20 protein-coding genes are annotated in these 21733 nt (G+C 50.5%); 7 read left to right on the forward strand and 13 right to left on the reverse strand.

Features of this window, described 5'->3' with window-relative positions; genetic code table 11:
- Positions 1–316: 316 nt before the first annotated feature.
- From CHU32_RS02615 to CHU32_RS02675, 12 genes are all read right to left on the reverse strand, one after another.
- Positions 317–907, reverse strand: coding sequence for an aminopeptidase (locus CHU32_RS02615; RefSeq protein WP_103676452.1), 591 nt, complete (start codon positions 905–907; stop codon positions 317–319).
- A complete protein-coding gene (locus tag CHU32_RS02620) occupies positions 901–1305 on the reverse strand; it encodes a hypothetical protein (protein ID WP_103676453.1) in 405 nt (134 codons plus the stop codon). Before CHU32_RS02620 ends, CHU32_RS02615 begins: the two co-directional genes overlap by 7 nt.
- Before the next feature lie 791 nt (positions 1306–2096).
- Positions 2097–2591 carry a hypothetical protein gene (locus CHU32_RS02630; RefSeq protein ID WP_103676455.1) on the reverse strand — a complete coding sequence of 165 codons (495 nt, stop codon included), beginning with the start codon at positions 2589–2591 and terminating at the stop codon, positions 2097–2099.
- Between the two features lie 43 nt (positions 2592–2634).
- Complete coding sequence (locus CHU32_RS02635) at positions 2635–3030, reverse strand: hypothetical protein (RefSeq protein ID WP_103750777.1); 396 nt, start codon at positions 3028–3030, stop codon at positions 2635–2637.
- On the reverse strand, positions 3006–4283 hold the full coding sequence (locus CHU32_RS02640; protein WP_103676457.1) for a phosphatase PAP2/dual specificity phosphatase family protein: 1278 nt from the start codon (positions 4281–4283) through the stop codon (positions 3006–3008). The genes CHU32_RS02635 and CHU32_RS02640 overlap by 25 nt, the downstream gene beginning before the upstream one ends.
- The gene (locus tag CHU32_RS02645; RefSeq protein WP_103676458.1) at positions 4280–6037 is read right to left on the reverse strand and encodes a bifunctional alpha/beta hydrolase/class I SAM-dependent methyltransferase; all 1758 of its coding nucleotides are present in this window, start codon (positions 6035–6037) and stop codon (positions 4280–4282) included. The genes CHU32_RS02640 and CHU32_RS02645 overlap by 4 nt, the downstream gene beginning before the upstream one ends.
- The gene (locus CHU32_RS02650; RefSeq protein ID WP_103676459.1) at positions 6015–6671 is read right to left on the reverse strand and encodes a lysophospholipid acyltransferase family protein; all 657 of its coding nucleotides are present in this window, start codon (positions 6669–6671) and stop codon (positions 6015–6017) included. Before CHU32_RS02650 ends, CHU32_RS02645 begins: the two co-directional genes overlap by 23 nt.
- 4 nt (positions 6672–6675) lie before the next feature.
- Positions 6676–7593, reverse strand: coding sequence for a phosphatidate cytidylyltransferase (locus CHU32_RS02655; protein WP_103676460.1), 918 nt, complete (start codon positions 7591–7593; stop codon positions 6676–6678).
- On the reverse strand, positions 7593–8192 hold the full coding sequence (locus CHU32_RS02660; RefSeq protein WP_103676578.1) for a CDP-alcohol phosphatidyltransferase family protein: 600 nt from the start codon (positions 8190–8192) through the stop codon (positions 7593–7595). Before CHU32_RS02660 ends, CHU32_RS02655 begins: the two co-directional genes overlap by 1 nt.
- 45 nt (positions 8193–8237) lie before the next feature.
- Positions 8238–8561: a YdbL family probable chaperone protein gene (locus CHU32_RS02665; RefSeq protein ID WP_103676461.1), complete on the reverse strand. Its 324-nt coding sequence runs from the start codon at positions 8559–8561 to the stop codon at positions 8238–8240.
- 7 nt (positions 8562–8568) lie between these two features.
- Positions 8569–8760 carry a YnbE family lipoprotein gene (locus tag CHU32_RS02670; protein ID WP_103676462.1) on the reverse strand — a complete coding sequence of 64 codons (192 nt, stop codon included), beginning with the start codon at positions 8758–8760 and terminating at the stop codon, positions 8569–8571.
- 9 nt (positions 8761–8769) lie between these two features.
- Positions 8770–11382, reverse strand: coding sequence for a YdbH family protein (locus tag CHU32_RS02675; protein WP_103676463.1), 2613 nt, complete (start codon positions 11380–11382; stop codon positions 8770–8772).
- A gap of 286 nt (positions 11383–11668) precedes the next feature.
- Between CHU32_RS02675 and CHU32_RS02680 the strand changes: the two genes are divergently transcribed.
- From CHU32_RS02680 to hslJ, 3 genes are all read left to right on the forward strand, one after another.
- On the forward strand, positions 11669–13456 hold the full coding sequence (locus tag CHU32_RS02680; protein ID WP_103676464.1) for an EAL domain-containing protein: 1788 nt from the start codon (positions 11669–11671) through the stop codon (positions 13454–13456).
- 154 nt (positions 13457–13610) lie between these two features.
- On the forward strand, positions 13611–14600 hold the full coding sequence (locus CHU32_RS02685) for a 2-hydroxyacid dehydrogenase (protein WP_103676465.1): 990 nt from the start codon (positions 13611–13613) through the stop codon (positions 14598–14600).
- A gap of 278 nt (positions 14601–14878) precedes the next feature.
- On the forward strand, positions 14879–15316 hold the full coding sequence (hslJ, locus tag CHU32_RS02690; protein WP_103676466.1) for a heat shock protein HslJ: 438 nt from the start codon (positions 14879–14881) through the stop codon (positions 15314–15316).
- On the opposite strand, the gene CHU32_RS02695 is transcribed toward hslJ, so the two are convergent.
- Positions 15313–15582: a putative hemolysin gene (locus CHU32_RS02695; RefSeq protein WP_103676467.1), complete on the reverse strand. Its 270-nt coding sequence runs from the start codon at positions 15580–15582 to the stop codon at positions 15313–15315. The two genes, hslJ and CHU32_RS02695, sit on opposite strands and share 4 nt — an antisense overlap.
- 286 nt (positions 15583–15868) lie before the next feature.
- Here CHU32_RS02695 and nifJ point away from each other — a divergent pair, with 286 nt between their 5' ends.
- The 4 genes from nifJ (at position 15869) to uspF (ending at position 21731) form a co-directional block, all read left to right on the forward strand.
- A complete protein-coding gene (nifJ, locus tag CHU32_RS02700; protein WP_103676468.1) occupies positions 15869–19393 on the forward strand; it encodes a pyruvate:ferredoxin (flavodoxin) oxidoreductase in 3525 nt (1174 codons plus the stop codon).
- Positions 19394–19730: 337 nt separating this feature from the next.
- Positions 19731–20852, forward strand: coding sequence for a porin OmpC (ompC, locus tag CHU32_RS02705; RefSeq protein ID WP_103676469.1), 1122 nt, complete (start codon positions 19731–19733; stop codon positions 20850–20852).
- Between the two features lie 139 nt (positions 20853–20991).
- Complete coding sequence (locus CHU32_RS02710) at positions 20992–21210, forward strand: KTSC domain-containing protein (RefSeq protein ID WP_103676470.1); 219 nt, start codon at positions 20992–20994, stop codon at positions 21208–21210.
- An 86-nt stretch (positions 21211–21296) separates the two neighbouring features.
- Entirely contained in the window at positions 21297–21731 is a 435-nt protein-coding gene (gene uspF, locus CHU32_RS02715; RefSeq protein WP_103676471.1) for a universal stress protein UspF, read from the forward strand.
- Positions 21732–21733: the final 2 nt, after the last annotated feature.

A 21733-nucleotide genomic window follows, 5' to 3' on the forward strand; every position in this document is an offset into this window, starting at 1 on the left:
TTAAAACAATTTTCGTTAGAATCTCTTTCTTGATAATATCACCATGTCATCTCATTAGAAACATTACCACGGCAGTCGGGGCTGTTTGAAAGCGGCTTCCGTCAGCAACTTTTGGCGGGCCTGCCACCATCACTTCACAAGCTTATACACAAATTCGCGTCACATGCTGCGGCACAGCGTGATCTTGCTCTGGTTGCCCTCTGACGCCCATTTCAAGATAATATGGATAAATCTTTATTAATTTACTTATTCCCCCCCGCCCCCTAATATAATCAAACATCGGTTAAACTTTTACGTTTAAAAATACACGAGATAGTTAATCTTTAAAGGATAGCAGCTTAGTTTTATCTATTATCTGAGATATCTCGTAAAAATACAGACTGAGCCAATATGCTCTTACATAAGAAAAATATTCGTATTTATTTATTTCGATAAATTTTGTTATTTTCTTCAGATCGTCAAAAACCATCTTCTCATCATGGATATGTTTCCTCGATAGATTCACCATTTCTTTTAGCTCATTGTATATTTTATTAAACAATTCCGCTTTTTCCACAGCATCATCTTCGTAATTAACAAAAAGACAAGACTCAACATCAAACAAGAGGAAGCCATCAGAATCTTGCTCTTTTTCACAAATAGACTTAATGAATTCAACCATCAAACTACTTTGCAATGATTCAACAATCGAAATCAAAACAGGAGTATGCAATAGAATATCAAGATAGTGTCTTTCAATTTTTTTATATGTATTTACTACAAATTCTTCATTATTTATATCCATAGCATCAACAATCGGCCAAAATAAACTATCTGGAAGATTATACCACATATTAACATTCATGATATTACGGCATTTATCTTCAATCATTGCGGATATAATATGTAAACTCGTTTTTATCACCATATACAGTTACTGCGATCATTATTATAGACTTCTAAATTCTCCTGAAATTGGACTTCCCGTCCACTTTTTGATCTATAATAGAATCTATTATACCTTGCTCCTTGTGAGGAAATTACATACAAACCGTTAATTTTCCCATCTATAACCTCACTCCAGTAAATAGTGAATTCTGATGGCCTGCCATCAAAAACCTCTTCTGTTTTTTTTATAAAAGCAAGCGGTATAAATTTTGATGATTTTCCATAAATCAAATAAGCCAAAACAACATTCCTGTCCGCTATTTGTATAAGTTTTACATTAATTCTTCCGGAACTGAAGCAGCCAACAACAGTTTGTTGTTTAGCCACCAGAAAAAATGGAATTAAATAAACCATTGCAACCAACAGCTTAAGCCTCATTTTTATGGCTCCAAAATAGAATTACCATATCATTTATGAATCCCTGATAAAATCCCTCTCATCCAATGCAATCGTTACGCAATCGTTACGCAAACGCTAACCAGGTATATAAAACCCATTCGCAATTGCCTTCTCGAAGAGTTTTTTTCTGCATTCGGGTAATGTCGTGCCGAAGCGTATATGGCAATAGTTAATTAAGCGATGATTTTCTTGAGTTGTGAGTCGTGAAGGCCTGAGCATTTCACCCGGCGTGGGTGCTTCAAAAAAAGCCTGAAAGTTTACATCATGCTTAACAAACAGGGTGGGTAATTCTATCACGTTATGTTCTTCCCAGGGATAGTACTCCATCTCAACGCCCAGAGTGCCCATAAAGAAAAACAGGCAACACAGAAAAAAGAGCTTATCTTTGCTTAACACTGCGGATGATGTTATTTAAAGTTTCATGACTATGTCATCTCAATCAGTGACGCGTCATACATAGAATTATCTTTCTCAGCAATCAGAATAATATCACACAGGATGGAATATTAAATTAATAATCTCAACCAATAACATTGACCTCACAAATAATTCACATCAAAACATTCGCAGTAAAAATTATTAATTTCAAATGAAAGACATTCATTAATTATGAAATAGCGATACGCTACCGCCCCACCCTGATATTCCCTTACCGTCATCTGCACGATACAATTTTAACGCTTAATTTGTTCATATAAAACAGGAATTAAAAACCACAGGGTTTAAGCACTTTTCCTTTCTTTGAAAACAATGAATAGTGCTTTATTTAATCACTTGTCGGAATCAAATACGACGCTTGCCAGACAGTCTGGTCGCTTCTCCTTGAAACCAAACCCCAGCGCCCAGTGGTTGAATACCGTGCGGTATCCGGTCTGTTCTTCCAGAGAATGCCCATGCGGCACCTGGCTGAGCGCTAACCCGCCGTAGTGCTTTTTCACATCCTCCAACGTGATACATCCTTTGCCCTCCAGGCTAAGTACCAGGAAGCTGTTGCGCGGCGACGTAACGGGCATTCTGAAATCGACGTGAGCGATGCGCAGTTCATCATTAAGCGCCGGGCCTTCACCAGTGTAAAATACTGTATATTCGTTCTGCTGTTGTAATCTAAGCCGGGTATTTAAATCCTGTTCAACGCTTTCCGGTGTCATGGCGGATCTGTTGCGCAGGATGTGTATTATTTGCCATACGCTTTTCGTCGGGCTGGCAGCAAACGCGGTCTGCTGACCCAGGCTTAAAAACAAAAGCACGAAAACAGCAATTTTCATTATTCTTTCCTGCTGAAGGCGGATTTTGCGTGCCGCCGTCAGGCTAAATAGTGATGACCAACGCAAGCAACCATAACATCCACGCAAGCATCGTTGCCTTCAATGTGAGATGCAGTTGCCGCCGCGCACCCTGTTCTCGCTCAGTTAACGTTAAGGTGCTCAGTCGTTCACGCTGCCAGACAAAGGCCAGCATTTTTCCGCACTCTGCGAGGTTATCCTGGCCGATAACGCGGAAATACCCTTCATCCAGCCAGAGTCGCCAGCAGCCAAAAGCAATATAAGCCGCGTTGAGAATGAACAGAATTTGCAACCCTCCGGCAGGCAATTTTATCATTGCCCACAGTAACGGCAGCGCCCCCAGGGGCATAAAAAATTTCCAGCTCGCCAGAGAATGCGTCAGCAGCGTTCTGGTCGTCAGATTATCGCCGTTTTCTGCCATTGCTGTAGCACCTCCAGTTGACCGGGTTTGATGACAATCTGCGGGCGACAGGCGCGGATCGCCGCCACCGCCTCTTCTGCGGTCCGGGCCTGACCTGTACGCAACATCCAGGCCGCAACCACCAGCGCGCTGCGCGAAAGCCCCAGCGCACAGTGAACCAGCACCGTACCATGTTCAGCGCGCAATCGTGCAAGTTGGTCAACCGCCAGCGTCAATTGCACGTCCTCAGGTACCACCAGATCGAGCATTGGTACACAGTAATAAAACTGGTGCGCAGTCGACGCTGCGCGGGGAAATTCGCAGGTCAGATCGAGTACAGCCTGCTGGGTTGTCGGCTGACGCGGATAACTGCCAAGAAAAATGCCGTCCGTCACGGGCGCGACGGTGGGCACGTTGCGGGTAAACCACAGGGCCGAAAGATGTGTTCCCACACGCCAGGGAAGTAACAGCCAGTATGCGGCGGGAGCTATACGTCCCTTTGCATCTTTCTGCATTGCCGGTGCGCCAAATGCCATATAGGCCAGCGTTACCATAAGCAACGATATTGCTCCCCAGCTCAGGCAGGGCGTGGTCAGACACAACATCGCACCGGCAAAATAGCGCAGGGCCAGTTTTTTACGTCCGCTGTCAGGGCGGCGCAAACGCCAGTTTCCCCGATCAGGTATCAGCCAGCTAATCAGCATTCCGACAGCCAGTCCGGTAATCACGTCAATGACATGATGTTGCCAGGTGGTCACAACCGACACGGCAATCAGTAAAAACCAGCCGTCAGACACTTTTTGCCAGACGCCAGTAAGACGCTGATGAAAATGCCACCAAATTACCCAGCACAGAATAATATGCAATGACGGCGACTGATTAAACGGTAAATCGAACTGCTCAAGCTGGCTGAATAGCCAGCCGGCTGCGCCTTCTACGTGTGGCCGGGTGAAAGTAAAACGCAGCGGATATAGCAAAAAGCCCAGGCAGGCCAGTGCCGATGCCAGCAGCAGCCTGCATGCCAGCCGCCGTTGCTCACTCAACGTTCGGCAACACAGGAGCGACAGCCCGTAGAGCAGATCCAGACTCCAGTAGGGAATAATGCTCAGCGGGATAAAAGGGATATGCCTCTCCCAGCCAAACACGATGCTCTCCACATCGTTGCGGCTGGCGGTATAAAGATTAACTTGCCCGTACGTCAAAAAGAAAAACGGTCCGAGCAAGATTATCCAGCCTATCCCCTGAAGCACTATACGCCGCTCCATTCTTATCATGCGCGACGTACCGCCATGGAAACGGTAAAAATGCCCCATTGATCGATTAACTGAGCGCATTTATCAAATCCGGCTTCGCGCACAAGCGCATCCATCTCACCCTGAGTACGAACGCGCATCACCCAGGGCTTGCCGTCTTTGTGGCTGGTCAGCGACCAGGCGATGGTCTTCAACTGCGGATGCCAGGGCTGACCGGTATAAATTAATACGCCTCCGGGAGGAATAGCCGCCGCTAATCCGGCAAGTGATGCGCGTACCGGTGCGTTGTCCGGGAACAGTTCATACAAGCCGGAAACAATGCCAAGCGTCGGAGCCGGTTCAAGCGCTGCCAGTTCGTCGCGGTTAAAGGCATCGCCACGTTCAAATCGCGCCACCTCCGTCATACCACGTTGGGCGATCATCTCCTGCCCTTTTGCCACGTTCAGCTCGCTGTAATCGCGCAGTAAAATGCTGCTGACTGCCGGATTGCCCTGAAGCGCATCCAGCACGTAACGCCCGTGACCCGCCGCGACATCCACGATGCATACGGGTTTGCCCTCTTCAACCAGCCGCTCTACCGCCCGTTTAATGAGCGTATCCAGATGGATTTTACGCTGGCGAATACCCTGCCAGCCCACGCTATTAAGATAGTTTTTATCAATCATCCGGCCCAAAGCGCTACTGCCCTGCGGCTGGTTACGATAGACATAATCCAGAGTACTGCCGGAGTCAAAACCGGTTTCGAATCCGAGTTTCACCCCACTGGACTGGGTGCCCAGGGCTTTCATGCCGTAACGTAGGCCCCGGTACGCCAGATCGTCAACCGACCAGGGTTCCGGTCCGCCACTGAGAATGCGCCAGGCATCCGCGCCGGGGCTGTGACGGTCTTCGTCACTATAGTCAAATTGCGCCAGCGGAGCTGCGTAGAGACGGTCGATAAAATCACGCATTTTATCAAACGCCAGGTGCCGGTCCTGTTCGCCCAGCGTGTCGTGATAAAACCCCGGCAATATATGCAGTTCTTTCTGCGGGCTGCGCAGACGCTGATAAAAATCGATCTGCGGCTGGCGGTGGACGACAAAATCCGCACCGGAAACCAGCATCTGCACCGGGACAACGATAGCGGCAGCGTCGCTGACAATCCGTTCCGAGGTCTTGTACAGTTCAAGTAAAATATTTACGGCGATCGCGCGTGTAATGAGCGGATCGTGATTGAAGCTTTCTACCCGCTGGGCATCGTGGGTCAGATATTTGCCTTTAACGTAAGAATTAACGTAGAACAACCCGCGAAAACGCTGCATCAGGCCCAGCCCCGGACGGGCAAAAGGTACATATAGTTTGACCTTAAAGGCCGGTGAAGCAAGGATTAAGCCGCGCAGTTGCGGCGCATAATCATGCACCCAGGTCGCAGCCAGTACCGCCCCTACGCTTTGCGCCACCACTACGACGTCAGCTAAGGTAAGCTGGCTATCCTCAGCGGCAAAGCGGACAAATTCGTCAACATCCTGCACCGAGCGTGCCAAAGACGGGCTATAGCCGCGCGCGCCCTCAGTGTGCCCGTGGCCCCGCGCGTCCCAGGCATAGAACGCGGTATCCGGCATCATCAGCTCATCAACGATATGTTGCAGACGACCAGAATGTTCATGCCCCCGATGAAACATAACGATGACTTTACGCACCGGCGTCTCGCTTTGCGCCGGCCAATGGCGATAAAACAGCGTCTGGTTATCGCTGGTCTGAAAAGTGTGTTCCTCAGGCGTGCGGTGGATGGTCATTCGCTTCAGTCCCCTGTGAATGAGGTTGCAGGCGCAGTAAGGTCTGCAAAAGATTATCCATAAAAATACGTTTGTCCGGGTGTGGCGCGAGCGCTTCCCCGACAATGACATCAATAAAGAGCGGCAGCGGAATGCGGTTCCCCTTCGCCATGACTTTTTCCGTACCCGCAAGCCATACCGGGATCACGGTAGTTTCCGGTACGCGCTCAAGCAGATGCCAGATACCGGATTTCAGCGGTGACAGCGTGCCCGGCTCGCCACGCGAACCTTCCGGGAAGAGGATCAGGATTTTATTTTGCCTCAGCGCCTGCTCACAGCCTGCCAGCGGATCGGCTTCAGCGCCCTTACGCGTCACTGGAATAATATTGAGGATATTGAGGGTGAACCATGCCAGCCAGCGATTACGCAAAAAATAATCCGCAGCGGCCACCGGGTGCACCTGCTGCTGAGAGCGTAAGGAAAAGAGTGAGAGCAAGGCAAAGACATCCATATGACTATTATGATTCGCCACCACGATGGCCGGTCCGGCCGCGGGAATATGATGGCGATGCTTAACCCGCAGGCCAAGCCACAGCCAGATAACCGGCCAGACAATGATCATGGTAAATAACAGGCGCAGCGCTTTTTTACCCATAAGTTCAATAATAAAAATAACGGATGAAGTGGAAAAATACCGGCGCGGTAAAAATCAGGGAATCCAGCCGGTCGAGAATGCCGCCGTGTCCGGGCAGCAGCGTGCCGCTGTCTTTTACGCCAATATCACGTTTTACAGCCGACATAACGACATCGCCACAAAAACCGGTCACGCCGATGAAAAACCCGGCGGCCAGCGCCATGCTCCAGCTCATCGGCGTTATTAGCGGGCCGAGAATCATGGCAACCAGGGCGGTACTGGCAACGCCACCGACCAGCCCGGCGAGGGTTTTATTGGGGCTGACGCGCGGCGTAACCTTTATTCTTCCCAGCGATTTCCCCCATAGATATTGGGCTATGTCATTAAATTCGGTTAAACCCACCAAAAACAGCACCAGCAGCGCGCCGGTTTGCCCGCCATCATCAGGCAGAACCAGCAGATAGCTCACGTGACCAAACGCAAAAATGGTGGTCATGAGCGCCCAATGGTGCTGAGATGCGGCCCGCAGGAAGCCGTCGGTGTTGCCGGTCAGCACCATGCGGGCAGGCAGAAAAAGAAACGCATAGACCGGAATGAAAATAATAAACATGCCATACCAGTTGCAGCCGATGAACCAGTAGCTGATCGGGATGGCAAGAAACATCCACAGCAGCGGCATCCGGTCTGAGCGGCGGGAAGGGATCAGGGTCAAAAATTCTTTCAGGGCGAGAAAGCTCACCAGTGCAAAGAGCGTCAACGCCAGCCAGCGGGGGCTTATCATCGCCAGTGAAAAAAATAAAATAATGATCCACCAGGTGCGGATACGCAAAGTCAGCTCCCGCCAGTCCTTTTGCGGGCGGCAACACACCAGTAGCCCATTAATCAGTGAGGCGAAAATCAGCAGTGAGAAAATCACCGCCAGGGCGATAAACAGTAATGACATCAGGACGGCTCCCGTAATACCGAACGGCAACGGTTAATGGCCGTCCAGATCAGCAAAAGCAATGCCGCACCCCATACTACGTTATTCCAGGTATTAAGCTGTGGCCATAGCGCAATAAAAAGCCCCCAGCCGCCAAATACCAGCGCGCGATCGCTTTTGCCAAATGGCCCGGCATAACTGCGTACTGAATGAATAGTTTGTGCAAGGATGCCGCAGAACTCGGTCATGATGGTGCAAAAAAGCATCGCCATTATCAGCGGTACGCTGCTTTGCGGCAGAAACATAAACGGTAAATAAAGCGCGATATCGGAGAGTACATCGCCAGTTTCATTGAGAATAGCGCCCAGCCGCGTTTGCTGGTGATATTCACGCGCCATCATTCCGTCGAGAGCATTAAGTGCCATACGGATAAACAGCACTACGGGTAATAACATAAACCAGTAAGGATCGCGCACAATCGCCAGAACGATGCCAGTAATCACAGACATCACCAGCGCCAAAAGCGTGATTTGATTGGCACTGATGCCCGCTTTATGCAGGCGGCGCAATAGCGGACGTAATAATGCCTGAAAGCGGGGTTTAATATCGTAAAGCGTTATCATGGCCGACTCCCTGACTGTGGCTAATCACTTATTAAAGCTGAATTATTTTTGTAACCACTTCCCGTTGATGCCCTGAACATACTCTCCGGGCCGGGCGCGCTCAACCAATTTTTGCCCGGCCATTTTTGCTACTTCATCCATCGGAAGATTATTAGCATCCGCCAGCCGTTGATAACTTTCACTCCGCGCCTGGTTTATATGCTTCACCAGTGCCTGTGTTTCGGCATCCTCGCGTAGCGGTGCGATGTAGCCGCTCAGGGTTTCTCCCACCCGCCCCTGCGCGCGGGCATCATTCAGGGAAAGGGCGCTGGCATTTTGACCGAACATACTCAGTGCCAGAAACAACAGAATAAGCTGTTTTTTCATCGTCGCCTCAGAACAAATCGCTGCGTGATTTCAGCAGCGTTTCAACGTCTTTATCTACCTTAATATGAATTTCATGTTCAATTTTAACATTCATATTAATGGTAATCGGCGTATCCGGCGCGGCGACTTCAATACGTGGCGTACAGCCGGTAAACAGCGCGACGGCCAGAACAGGTAATAACGCGATCGCAGTTTTCATTATTATTCCTCACTTTCCTTGCTTATCCGGGAGCGTCGCATTTTTTTCAAGCCATGACTGTAAGTTATCGCCAAAGCGCAGACTACGCCACAGTGTGAAGACATTCTCCTGATGATGATAGTTCAGGTTGATAGCATTGCTTTTTCCCTCAACCCGGCTAAGGCCGCTAATCGTTGCCTGTAACGTCAGCAATCCCAGGTTATCTACGTTAATTGTGGTCCACGAACGGGATATTTCGATATAGCGCAGCCAGTTAATTGCCGCGCCAGCCGCCATATTATCGTTGACAATAGCATCCGCGGTATCTTTATCGATGCGCAGGGTAAGCGGACCGGGGTTGGTTAACCAGCCGTCTTTAATAAGCCATTTTTCATTATTCAGCCACAGAGGGAGCGCGCCACTGACCGGACCGGACATTGTGAATTGTTTCGGATTAATGGCGCTAATTAGTTCGCCGGCGGAAATATTCTGCACCCGCAATAGCGCCGCATCGTGCTGGGGCATACGCAACTGTAGCAGGGTAATTTTGCCACCCAGAATATCGACGCTGACATCGCTGAACAACAGCGGATCATCTTCGCTCCACGGCCAGCGTCCCTGCAAATGGGCAGTAACATTCTTGGCGGTAAACTGGTTTTCGATTTCGGCGATGCGTAATGAAACCGGCCCGTGGGTCCCCAACTGCCAGCTACCCTCGCCATAACGGAACGGCAGAACAAAATCGACGCCGTTAATTTTGTTGTCCGGTAGCCATGCGCTTCCCGCATTAACCACACCGTGTCCGCCAGCGGTAAACCCTTGCCCGGCGGCGGCAGAGAAGGCAACCTGGGCGTAAAGCGTGCCGTCGCGCAGATCGATTTTCCAGTCCGGCGGTAGCAGCGGCTGAAAGACGGTGAGCGACTGTTCAGGCCACCATGCCTGCCCGCGCAGACGTTCGCCGTCCCAGCGTCCGTTGACCCGCACCGGGCCGATGGCCTGCGCGTGAAGATCGCCTTTAAACTGGAACAATGTAGGGTCGCTGCCTTCTACGCTGAAATTGAGTAAAGAAGGCGGCAGGACGCTACCACCACTAAACGTGGTCTGCCCCGCATTTAGCGTCAGCGCACCTGTAAAGCGCGGATGCAGCCGATCCCGTTGCCAGATGACGGGTTTATCCAGCACAAGGCGCGGGGTATTCATCTGCATGGCACCATAGCGTAACTGGTTAAATCCCGTCGAGAGGGTTTTCAGGATGATGCGCTCATCCCGCCACTCACCGGTGCCGGCCACATCCCAGCGCGCCTGCATTGGAGTAAAACTGCCGTCACCCCAGTAGCGCCACTGCCAGAGGCCGTTATCCGGCAAAAAATCCTGTGCCTTGCCATCAAGGTGGAGAATGAAATCACCCATTTGTGATTCATGCGCACGCAGGATCGCCTGTAAACGCCCGTCAATACCCCGTTGAGACACCTTCACGCCTGCCAGCGGCCAACGGATTTCATCAAGATTGAGGGAGTCGATGACCCGACCGCGCGAACGTAATAGCGCGCCCGGCATCAATGCCAGCTGCGGATCATCAAGCCTTCCGCTAAGGTGCGCAGGCAAAACGGCATAAAAAATCAAATCGTCATGTTTTGCCTCGCCAGTGAGTTGCATTGGCATATCACTACTTTCAGGACTAAGCTTACCCGGCCCAAAATTAAGTACCGCATTGCCCTTGCCAGCGTTACCGGTAGTGATCACATTCATCCGACCGCTGATGACGGCCTTATCAAGCCCCTGCTGCCAGTTTTTCACGTTCACACCCAGACGCCCGCTGAGCGGAAACGCCTGCCAGGGCCAGTTCCAGCGACCATCACTGATAGTGAGTTGTTGTGCTGTCAGTTGCCAGGGAAGATCGACAAGGGCGTCACCTGATTCTCGCGCCAGCGCCAGAAGTTGCCCCTGCCCGTCGCGCCATTCCAGGTCGATATCCACCGGAGACGGGATCGCTGGCACCTGCAAGGTGGCACGCGTATGACCTTCAACGGGTAAACCATCCGGCACCAGCGGCATGACGAACTGTCCACTCAGAGTTATTGGCGGCTGATCGGCCTGTACGCGCAGCGCAAACTCATCAACAACCAGTGCCTGACCACGCAATTGCGCCGCCAGAGAGAGAGCCTTGCCCTGATAACGAATGGCCTGTTTTTGCGCACTGAGATCAAGTGCGAGCGATCCCTGCCATTGTTGCCAGGGGGACAGGATCAGGTGATCAATATTCACCCAGCTATAGGGAAGCATGGATTGCCATTGCGCCAGGGTGCGAGGGGCGACGACAGAGGGCTCTGTTTGAGGCAGTTTACTTAAGCACGCTGAATTGATCGTCAACTCAGCGATAGTAAGACGCCAGCGACTGGGATGCGTTAATTCACCCTGCTTCACATGTGCCAGTTCACAATCGGCCACAATATAACGCATATCAGGAATACGCAGTGCGCGCAGAGATAACTCAGGTGCGCGTTCCAGTGCAATTCGTGTGCCTTCTGGCAGCCAGATGCCCGCAAGCTTAGGAACCCACCAGCCAAGCGTCATCAAGAGCGCGAGCGGCAGAAGTATTATGAGTAAAAGGAGCGCAAGTGCGGCTTTATACCTACCCTTCATGGGCAATTCATATCCTGGTTATTCGCGATTACTGGTCCGGGAGCCGCTCATTGTGACAGGTAACGCCACTGAGATGAACCCACGATCGCGAGCTTGCATCTTTAATAGGAGTAAGTATAAGCGGCTTTCCCCGTCTCGCCTGGCAGGCTATTTATGGACAATGGCTGTTAATCATGTAAATAAAGGCAACCACTACTGTCATTATGTGTTTTTTATGTCATTATTTTGTTAATAAAGAGGATGTATGACGGCAAAAGACGGTTGATCCTTCCCGCAGGAGCAATGCATGTTCTCAGGGTTAAATGAAAACGAAACCAAAAAGCTTGCTGCATTTGAATTGCTTCGCAAGGAAAACGCACTGCGCGATGAAGCACTTGGTGGCTTTGCACAACTGGCAAGGCAACTTATTGACGTTTCCGGCTGTTTTGTGACTATCTTTGACGATAAGTATCAATACATAAAGTATGCGTTCAACCTCTCTTCTGTTCCTGACACATTGCCTGTCGACGAGACGATGTGTAAATATTCGGTCGGGACCTGCCAGCCGGTGATTTGCCCGGATGCGCGTCTCGATCCACGCTTTGCCCGTCATCCGCTGGTTATTGAAGGGGCAATTGTGTTCTACGCTGCCGCACCGCTAAAAACCAAAGATAACTTTGTACTTGGCACCCTGTGTGTTTGTGATACCCACCCCGTCACACCGTCCCCCCATCAGATCGACCAGTTTTTACAATTAGCCGCCCTTGCCAGCGCCTATCTTGAGTCGTGGTATTCCGTTGGTCGCATGGACGCTCTGACGGCCTTACCTAACCGGCAAAGTTTGCTCGAAGAAATAAATAGCTTAGCGTTATTAGGAAATGCAGGTAATTACACGCTTATTATTTTTGACTGCATTGATATTAACCGGGCTTACGAATTATCCCGCTATCTGGGGATTGCGGCCGTTGAAAACATGCTCCGCAATTTCGCCCCGCTGCTACGTATTCGCCTTGAGCTCGACCCGTCGATCACGCTTTATGCATTTGCTACTGCCCGTTATGCGTTGTTGATGCAGGAAGAAATGGCCGACGAGCTCATTCAGAAAGCCGTCGTTTTTCCGGCGACGCTTGCCAAAATTACCGGCGATATTGAAATATCGCTGAGTATGCACGTCGGCTATCTCACCTTTGATCCTGCGACGGTACAACCCCAGGATGTGCTGCGTAAAACGGTAAGCGCTTTGCATGAGGCTATCCGCCAGAATGTGCCGGTAAGAGCATTTGATCCATTGATGGATGAGAAAAGAAACGATGAGTTCAGACTTCTTTATGATCTTGGTGAAGCCCTAAAAACCCAGGGGCAGCTTTATCTGGCTTTTCAGCCGAAAATTTCATTGCGGGACGGTTCAGTGATCGGGGTGGAAGCCCTGTTACGGTGGCAGCATCCAACACTCGGTAATGTGTCTCCGGCAATAATCGTTGCGCTGGCGGAACGGACCAGCCTGATGTCTGAAATCACGCAATGGGTTATCCGCCGAACGTTGTCCCAGATAAAAGTGTGGCAGGCAGGCGGCGTGAGTGTTCCGGTATCGATTAACATTACCGTTAGCGATTTTTCCAGCACGGGTTTTTCGCTGAAGTTGACCCGGCAAATTATTGCCGCCGGACTCACTCCAGCAGACATTCGCATTGAGTGCCTTGAGACGGAAAAAATGCTGGAGAGCCCGGCCGCGCTTAGTGAACTGGATATATTAAAATCTGTCGGATTCATTATTCTGCTGGATGACTTTGGTGCCGGGAATAGCAATATCAACTACCTGCGGCGAATACCTGTCGATATCATCAAACTTGATCGTTCATTGATAAGCCAGATCACGTCCGACCCCGGAAGTCGTATTATTGCCCGCAATGTGGTGGTGATGCTTAAAGAACTGAATTACACGGTGCTGGCCGAAGGTGTCGAAGACAGGGAAACCGCACTGCTGCTGAAATCGTTTGGCTGTGATGAAGCTCAGGGTTATTACTTTGCCATGCCCATGCCACCTGAAGAAATCCCTACCTGGATTGCCGCCAATTCAACCCCAGGAAAACTGTAACGTTATCACCTGCTGCCCTCACCTTCGACGGTGATTATTCTGCGAAAAAGACTAAAATTGAGGGATAACCCCGCCCATTCAATTATTTTTTATAAATTGTCAGATTATTTTAGAAATGTTAATCTGATCGCAGAAAATCATCGGAGAAAGTCTTATGAAACTCGCCGTTTACAGTACCAAACAGTACGATAAAAAATACCTGCAACAGGTTAACGACGCTTATGGCTTCGAACTGGAATTTTTTGACTTTTTGCTTACCGAAAAGACGGCAAAAACGGCTAATGGTTGCGAGGGGGTATGCATTTTTGTTAATGACGATGCCAGCCGCCCGGTCCTCGAAGAGCTTAAAGCACACGGGGTAAAATTTATCGCGCTGCGCTGTGCGGGTTTCAATAACGTTGATCTTGATGCCGCGAAAGCGCTGGGCCTGCGCGTCGTTCGCGTGCCCGCCTATTCACCGGAAGCGGTCGCGGAACATGCGGTTGGCATGATGATGACGTTAAACCGTCGTATTCATCGCGCTTATCAGCGCACGCGTGATGCTAACTTCTCGCTTGAAGGGCTGACCGGTTTTACTATGCATGGTAAAACGGCGGGGGTTATAGGCACCGGAAAAATTGGTCTGGCAACACTGCGTATTCTGAAAGGTTTTGGCATGCGGTTGTTGGCGGTAGATCCTTATCCTAACGCTGCGGTGCTGGATATTGGCGCAGAGTACGTTGATCTTGACACTCTGCTCTCACAGTCCGATGTGATTTCGCTTCATTGTCCCATGACGCCTGAAAACTATCATCTGCTCAATCATAGTGCCTTCGACAGGATGAAAAACGGCGTGATGATCATTAATACCAGTCGTGGTGGCCTAATTGACTCCCAGGCGGCAATTGATGCGCTAAAAACTCAAAAAATTGGCGCACTGGGAATGGACGTTTATGAAAACGAGCGCGATCTGTTTTTTGAGGACAAATCAAATGATGTCATTCAGGATGACGTCTTCCGCCGCCTTTCTGCCTGCCATAACGTCCTGTTTACTGGCCATCAGGCATTCCTTACCGCCGAGGCTCTGATCAGTATTTCTGAAACCACGCTGGAAAATCTTCGTCAGCTTGAGAACAATGATGTCTGCCCTAACGCGCTGGTGTAACCGTAATGCTCCTCGCCTGCGGGGAGCAAGCAGACGGCGGACAAACGTCAGCCTGTGGATGAGTGCCTGAAGGCAATTCGCTCGCACAGGTCCATGACTAATGCCTCAGGGTGGATTTACAGGCCGGGCGAAGCGAAAACGCTCCCCGGCAAAACGGTGCTCATGCCAGCAAAATCTGGTTTGTCATTTGTCTTGTTTTCAGAATAACCCCGAAGACCTCGCGCGTAATTTCCCTACAATAACTCGTATTAGTCATATGAATGAACAGGTATAGATCCATGAAGAAAGGTATTGCGCTACTTTGCGCCTTATTACTGGCCGGGTGCGTGACAGACAAAGACACTTCCGTCACGGCGGAGAAATTACAACAACAGCGCTTTGTGCTGGAAACGGCAAACGGAGAGCCTGTTAAAGCCAGTGACAAACCGCTTGAACTGGCCTTTGGCGATAAAACCACTGCGCTGGAGCATGTTCAGGTATCAGGCTCAATGTGCAATCGCTTTACTGGCTCCGGTAAAATGTCTGCCGGCGAGCTGAAGGTAAAAGATATGGCGATGACGCGAATGATGTGCAGCGATCCCCAGTTGAATACCCTCGATCATACGATAAGTGCAATGCTTAGCGCCGGGGCACAAGTCGATCTGACCGGCGATCAACTGACGCTGGCCACAGCCAATCAAACGTTAACCTTTAAACGCGTTAATCAGGCGAGTTAATAACTTCCACACGTACCACTGGCAAGCGACTGTTCAGTGCAGCGTTTGCCATTTGGCAGAGCACACATGCCGGTGCTTGAGCCGTCAAGCTGACGCGCCACGGAAAGAGAGCCCCCAATCATAGCGCAATTTGCCTGGCCCGAACTGGACAGTGCCGCTTTCATTCCTGGTGCAACGTGTGCCGCCGTTGCCTGCTGGACAGGTTCATTGCTGCTGCACGCTGTTAATACCACCGCGGCAAATCCGATTAAAAAAGCTGCTCGCATCTTTTCTCCCCTTTTGTTAGGCCAAAACAAATCGTCGCCCGGCGCTTATCGCAGACGTCGCCAGAGCATAATAAGCAGACGAATCCGGTTCGTCGAGAGATGAAACCCGCATTTACGGCCGATGAAACATTTTCTGGCAATTTTTCTTCATTAAAACTGCGCCCGTCATTAATGCGCACAAGGCTAAGGACACAAAAGCAAAAATGAAGCGCCGTAACCTTTGCTAAAATAGGGAGATTCTTTCAGGGTTTTTCTATGCCCTTTTTTGAGCAATGTATGAGGTCATATGATCACGATTGACGGTAATGGCGCGGCCGCCTCGGTTGCGTTCCGTACGAGTGAAGTTATCGCCATTTATCCCATTACACCCAGTTCCACGATGGCTGAACAGGCTGATGCCTGGGCGGGAAATGGCGTAAAAAACGTGTGGGGTGATGTACCGCGCGTGGTGGAAATGCAGTCTGAAGCGGGAGCGATAGCGGCTGTGCACGGCGCGCTGCAAACCGGCGCGCTGTCTACCTCGTTCACGTCATCACAGGGATTACTGTTGATGATCCCGACGCTGTATAAACTTGCAGGTCAACTCACGCCGTTCGTACTGCACGTCGCCGCGCGCACCGTGGCAACCCATGCGCTGTCAATTTTTGGCGATCACTCGGATGTGATGTCGGTACGTCAGACCGGCTGCGCGATGCTCTGCGCGGCGAACGTTCAGGAAGCGCAGGACTTTGCGCTAATCTCCCATATCGCCACGCTGAAATCCCGCGTGCCATTTATTCATTTCTTCGATGGTTTTCGTACCTCACATGAAATCAATAAAATTGTTCCGCTGGCAGATGACACCATTCGCAACCTGCTCCCTCAGGCTGAAATTGATGCCCACCGTGCACGGGCGCTGAATCCTGAGCATCCGGTGATCCGCGGTACCTCTGCCAATCCGGATACTTATTTTCAATCGCGTGAGGCCACCAACCCCTGGTACGACGCAGTATACGATCGCGTCGAAGAGGCAATGAATGATTTTGCCAGTGCCACCGGACGCCAGTATCAGCCGTTTGAATACTACGGTCATCCGCAGGCAGAACGTGTCATCGTACTGATGGGCTCGGCGATTGGAACCTGTGAAGAAGTGGTCGATGAATTACTGACGCGCGGCGAAAAAGTCGGCGTGCTGAAAGTGCGTCTCTATCGCCCTTTCTCCGCAACCCATCTGCTGAGCGCCCTGCCGGAAAGTGCGCGCACGATTGCCGTCCTCGATCGGACCAAAGAGCCGGGCGCGCAGGCTGAACCACTCTATCTGGATGTGATGACTGCGCTGGCCGAAGCCTTTAACCGGGGTGAGCGCGAACGTTTACCGCGAGTGATTGGCGGTCGCTACGGTTTGTCTTCCAAAGAATTTGGCCCGGATTGCGTGCTGGCCGTATTTAATGAATTGAATGCGGACAAACCTAAATCACGCTTCACCGTCGGCATTTATGATGATGTGACTAATCTGTCTTTACCGCTGCCGGAAAACACGCTGCCCGCAGAAGCCAAACTGGAAGCGCTGTTTTATGGGTTAGGCAGTGACGGTAGTGTTTCCGCCACCAAAAACAATATTAAGATTATTGGTAACGCAACGCCGTGGTATTCCCAGGGCTATTTTGTCTACGATTCTAAAAAAGCGGGCGGCTTGACCGTTTCCCATCTGCGCGTCAGCGAGCACCCGATCCGCTCGGCCTATTTGATTTCGCATGCCGATTTTGTCGGCTGTCACCAGCTCCAGTTTATTGACAAATATCAGATGGCGGAGCGCTTAAAACCCGGTGGTATTTTCCTGCTCAACACCCCTTACGCACCGGATGAAGTCTGGTCACGTCTGCCGCAGGAAGTCCAGGCGGTATTGAAGCAGAAACAGGCCCGCCTGTGGGTGGTGAATGCAGCCAGGATCGCCCGTGAGTGTGGGCTCGGTGCACGAATTAACACCGTCATGCAGATGGCGTTCTTCCATTTGACCAATATTCTGCCCGGCGATACGGCGTTGACCGCGCTACAGGGTGCCATTGCTAAAAGCTATAGCAGTAAAGGTCAGGAGCTGGTAGAGCGTAACTGGCAGGCGCTAGCGATGTCGCGCGAGTCGCTTTTTGCGGTGCCACTACAGGAGGTCGATGTTCAGAGTGCAAAACGTCCACCGGTCGTATCGGATGCTGCTCCGGATTTTGTAAAAACCGTTACCGCCGCAATGCTGGCGGGCCTTGGCGACGCGCTCCCGGTTTCCGCCCTGCCGCCAGACGGTACCTGGCCGGTCGGGACGACCCGCTGGGAAAAACGTAACATTGCTGAAGAAATCCCTATCTGGAAGCCAGAAATTTGTACGCAATGCAACCACTGCGTCGCCGCCTGCCCGCATTCGGCCATTCGCGCGAAAGTGGTTTCTCCCGAGGCGATGGAACAGGCACCAGATGCCCTGCAATCGCTGGATGTAAAATCCCGCGATATGCGCGGCCAGAAATATGTTCTTCAGGTGGCACCGGAAGACTGCACAGGTTGTAATTTGTGTGTAGAGGTCTGTCCGGCGAAAGATCGCCAGAACCCGGAGATCAAGGCGATTAACATGATGTCACGCCTTGAGCATGTGGAAGAGGAAAAAGTAAACTATGACTACTTCCTTAACCTGCCGGAGATTGACCGCAGCCAACTGGAACGTATCGATATTCGCACATCGCAGTTAATTACGCCGCTGTTCGAATACTCCGGTGCCTGTTCCGGCTGTGGGGAAACACCGTACATCAAGCTGCTAACTCAGCTTTATGGCGATCGCATGATGATTGCCAATGCGACCGGCTGCTCATCCATTTACGGCGGCAATTTACCCTCAACGCCCTACACCACCGATGCCAATGGCCGCGGCCCGGCATGGGCGAACTCTCTGTTTGAAGATAACGCCGAGTTTGGTCTGGGCTTCAGGCTGTCAGTCGATCAACATCGCCAGCGAGTGATGCGTCTGCTGGACACTTTTGCCGATCAACTCCCCGCGGATCTTTATGCCGCACTGCATGAGGATGCCACACCCGAGGTACGTCGTGAACAAGTGGCCGCTTTGCGTCAGCATCTGGCAGGCGCTGATGGTGCGCAGCAATTACTTACCGATGCCGATGCGCTGGTCGAGAAATCAATCTGGCTGATTGGCGGTGATGGCTGGGCTTACGATATTGGCTTTGGCGGGCTTGATCATGTGATGAGTCTGACAGAAAACGTCAATATTCTGGTTCTCGATACGCAATGCTACTCCAATACCGGCGGCCAGGCCTCCAAGGCCACCCCGCTGGGAGCAGTGACTAAATTTGGTGAGCATGGAAAACGCAAAGCACGTAAAGATCTTGGCGTCAGCATGATGATGTATGGTCATGTTTACGTGGCGCAAATCTCTCTTGGTGCGCAGCTCAATCAGACCGTGAAAGCGATTCAGGAAGCCGAAGCCTATCCGGGACCCTCGCTGATTATTGCTTACAGCCCCTGTGAGGAGCACGGTTACGATCTGGCGCTTAGCCATGATCAAATGCGACAGCTCACCACTACTGGCTTCTGGCCGCTTTTCCGCTTTGACCCGCGTCGTGCAGAAGAAGGTAAGATACCGCTCGCGCTGGACTCACGCCCGCCGTCAGATGCGCTGGCTGAAACGCTTCTCAATGAGCAGCGGTTCCGTCGTCTCAATGCTCAGCAGCCTGAAGTGGCGGAGCAACTCTGGAAAGATGCGGCGGCGGATTTACAAAAGCGCTACGACTTTCTGGCTCAACTGGCAGGTAAAGCAGAGAAAACAGCCAGCGAATAGTCTCGTTGCCGCGTAAAAAAAAGCCCGAACTCACATTCGGGCTTGTCATAAATACCGTTTGCCTGACGGACAGGCTAACTGGTCAATAAAACAGTGACAATAAAGGCATATAACGACGTAATAATACGAGAGAGTCGGCGCGCTGTATAATTTTTATTTTATATGATTCAAGATAAACCATTCACCAAAATTATCACTGTTACCTGCGATATAAGTACTTAAGATTTTACTCATCACGTAACAAATGTTATTTACCATATAAGAATAGTCTCCTTTAGCATGTATTTGCTTCCTTCACAGGAAGTAAGTGCAAAAAAACAACTAAAGGATTATTTTAATGAAAAGAAAAGTACTGGCCCTGATGATCCCGGCATTATTAGTTGCAGGCGCAGCTAATGCCGCAGAACTTTATAATAAAGATGGCAACAAAATCGACGTTTACGGTAAAGTAGACGGCCTGCATTATTTCTCTGATAACCATAATGCCGATGGCGATCAGACTTATGTGCGCTTTGGTTTCAAAGGTGAAACGCAAATTAATGACCAGCTGACCGGTTACGGCCAGTGGGAATATAACGTTCAGGCAAACACCACCGAAAGTGATGGCTCCAACGCATGGACCCGTCTGGGCTTTGCCGGTCTGAAATTCGGTGAGTATGGTTCCTTCGATTATGGCCGTAACTACGGTGTGCTGTACGATGTTGAAGGCTGGACCGATATGCTGCCAGAGTTTGGTGGCGATTCTTACACCCAGGCAGATAACTTCATGACCGGTCGTGCCAATGGTGTCGCAACCTACCGTAATACCGATTTCTTCGGCATGGTCGATGGCCTGAACGTTGCGCTTCAGTACCAGGGTAACAACGAATCCAATAGCAGTGATGAAGAAGGTACTAACAACCGCGCCTCTGGTGACGATATCCGCTATCAAAACGGCGACGGTTTTGGTATTTCTACTACCTATGATTTAGGCATGGGAGCAAGCTTCGGCGCAGCCTACACCACCTCCGATCGTACCAACGATCAAGTTAACGCTGGCGGCAAAGTGGCCGGTGGTGATGAAGCCGATGCATGGACCGTGGGTCTGAAATATGACGCCAACAACATTTACCTGGCAAGCATGTATTCAGAAACCCGCAACATGACCCCTTACGGTAGTGAAGGCGTGGCAAACGAAACCCAGAACTTCGAAGCAACCGCTCAGTATCAGTTCGACTTCGGTCTGCGTCCGGCCGTTTCTTTCCTGATGTCTAAAGGCCGTGACCTGAATGGCAATGCCGACACCAGCAAAGATCTGGTCAAATATGCTGATGTAGGTGCAACTTACTACTTCAACAAAAACTTCTCCACCTATGTTGATTACAAAATCAACCTGCTGGATAACGACGACAGCTTCTATTCGAGCAACGACATCAATACCGATGACGTCGTCGCGCTGGGTATGGTTTACCAGTTCTAATCTTTATAGCCCGCAGTCACTGCGGGCTACTTCACTGCCGAACACAGTATTTTCATTAGAATAAGTTATCAGTTGCGCAATCGCCCTGCCTTGATAGATGATATCCTTTATTAGTGATTAGCCGTAGAGGATGCGCGTCATGGAACATCATCCCGTAAAATCATCCAGAATTGCTTCCGTCGCCTGGGATGAAACCTCATCCACGCTGGAAATTGTTTTCCGTAATGCCGATATTATTCAATATCAGAATGTCCCTGCGCGTATTTTTCGTGACTTCCTTATCGTTGTTTCGAAAGGCCGTTTTTACGATGGTGTGATTAAAGGCAAATATCCGGAAAAAAAACGCAACGGACGCTAGCAAAGACATAACTTTACCCTCGCTAAGCGTATCGCCTGTAAGTTATTTGACTAAACTTTAAGCGGGTACTTAACGAGGAGATTGTTATGACCAGAACAATTCTTGTCCCCATTGATGTATCTGAGAGTGATTTAACCCAGCGTGTGGTATCTCACGTTGAATCACAGGCTCATATTGATGATGCCCGGGTCCACTTTTTAACCGTGGTACCTTCATTTCCTTATTATGCTTCGCTGGGTCTGGCGCAATCCGGCCAGCTTCCTTCAATGGATGATTTACAGCGGGAAGCCATCAGCAAACTAAAAGAGATTGCAGCGCAGTTTCAGATACCGGATGACCGAAAACAGACGCACATAGCTGAAGGTTCGCCAAAAGATAAGATTCTTGAGCTGGCGACGACGCTTTCTGCGGATTTAATTATTCTTGCCTCACATCGCCCGGATATGTCGACATGGTTACTGGGTTCGAATGCGGCTGCGGTTGTACGTCATGCAAAATGCTCAGTGCTGGTGGTCCGCTAGTA

It is taken from the genome of Superficieibacter electus (genome assembly GCF_002915575.1).
Taxonomy (GTDB): Bacteria; Pseudomonadota; Gammaproteobacteria; order Enterobacterales; family Enterobacteriaceae; genus Superficieibacter; species Superficieibacter electus.

Bases quoted from the DNA above. Each gene is read 5' to 3' on its own strand.
- CHU32_RS02675 (WP_103676463.1), bottom strand. From the start codon at position 11,382: ATGAAGGGTAGGTATAAAGCCGCACTTGCGCTCCTTTTACTCATAATA.
- ompC (WP_103676469.1), top strand. From the start codon at position 19,731: ATGAAAAGAAAAGTACTGGCCCTGATGATCCCGGCATTATTAGTTGCA.
- CHU32_RS02630 (WP_103676455.1), bottom strand. From the start codon at position 2,591: ATGAAAATTGCTGTTTTCGTGCTTTTGTTTTTAAGCCTGGGTCAGCAG.
- uspF (WP_103676471.1), top strand. From the start codon at position 21,297: ATGACCAGAACAATTCTTGTCCCCATTGATGTATCTGAGAGTGATTTA.
- CHU32_RS02685 (WP_103676465.1), top strand. From the start codon at position 13,611: ATGAAACTCGCCGTTTACAGTACCAAACAGTACGATAAAAAATACCTG.
- nifJ (WP_103676468.1), top strand. From the start codon at position 15,869: ATGATCACGATTGACGGTAATGGCGCGGCCGCCTCGGTTGCGTTCCGT.
- hslJ (WP_103676466.1), top strand. From the start codon at position 14,879: ATGAAGAAAGGTATTGCGCTACTTTGCGCCTTATTACTGGCCGGGTGC.
- CHU32_RS02640 (WP_103676457.1), bottom strand. From the start codon at position 4,283: ATGATAAGAATGGAGCGGCGTATAGTGCTTCAGGGGATAGGCTGGATA.
- CHU32_RS02710 (WP_103676470.1), top strand. From the start codon at position 20,992: ATGGAACATCATCCCGTAAAATCATCCAGAATTGCTTCCGTCGCCTGG.
- CHU32_RS02615 (WP_103676452.1), bottom strand. From the start codon at position 907: ATGGTGATAAAAACGAGTTTACATATTATATCCGCAATGATTGAAGAT.
- CHU32_RS02650 (WP_103676459.1), bottom strand. From the start codon at position 6,671: ATGGGTAAAAAAGCGCTGCGCCTGTTATTTACCATGATCATTGTCTGG.
- CHU32_RS02695 (WP_103676467.1), bottom strand. From the start codon at position 15,582: ATGCGAGCAGCTTTTTTAATCGGATTTGCCGCGGTGGTATTAACAGCG.
- CHU32_RS02680 (WP_103676464.1), top strand. From the start codon at position 11,669: ATGTTCTCAGGGTTAAATGAAAACGAAACCAAAAAGCTTGCTGCATTT.
- CHU32_RS02620 (WP_103676453.1), bottom strand. From the start codon at position 1,305: ATGAGGCTTAAGCTGTTGGTTGCAATGGTTTATTTAATTCCATTTTTT.
- CHU32_RS02665 (WP_103676461.1), bottom strand. From the start codon at position 8,561: ATGAAAAAACAGCTTATTCTGTTGTTTCTGGCACTGAGTATGTTCGGT.
- CHU32_RS02635 (WP_103750777.1), bottom strand. From the start codon at position 3,030: ATGGCAGAAAACGGCGATAATCTGACGACCAGAACGCTGCTGACGCAT.
- CHU32_RS02655 (WP_103676460.1), bottom strand. From the start codon at position 7,593: ATGTCATTACTGTTTATCGCCCTGGCGGTGATTTTCTCACTGCTGATT.
- CHU32_RS02670 (WP_103676462.1), bottom strand. From the start codon at position 8,760: ATGAAAACTGCGATCGCGTTATTACCTGTTCTGGCCGTCGCGCTGTTT.
- CHU32_RS02645 (WP_103676458.1), bottom strand. From the start codon at position 6,037: ATGACCATCCACCGCACGCCTGAGGAACACACTTTTCAGACCAGCGAT.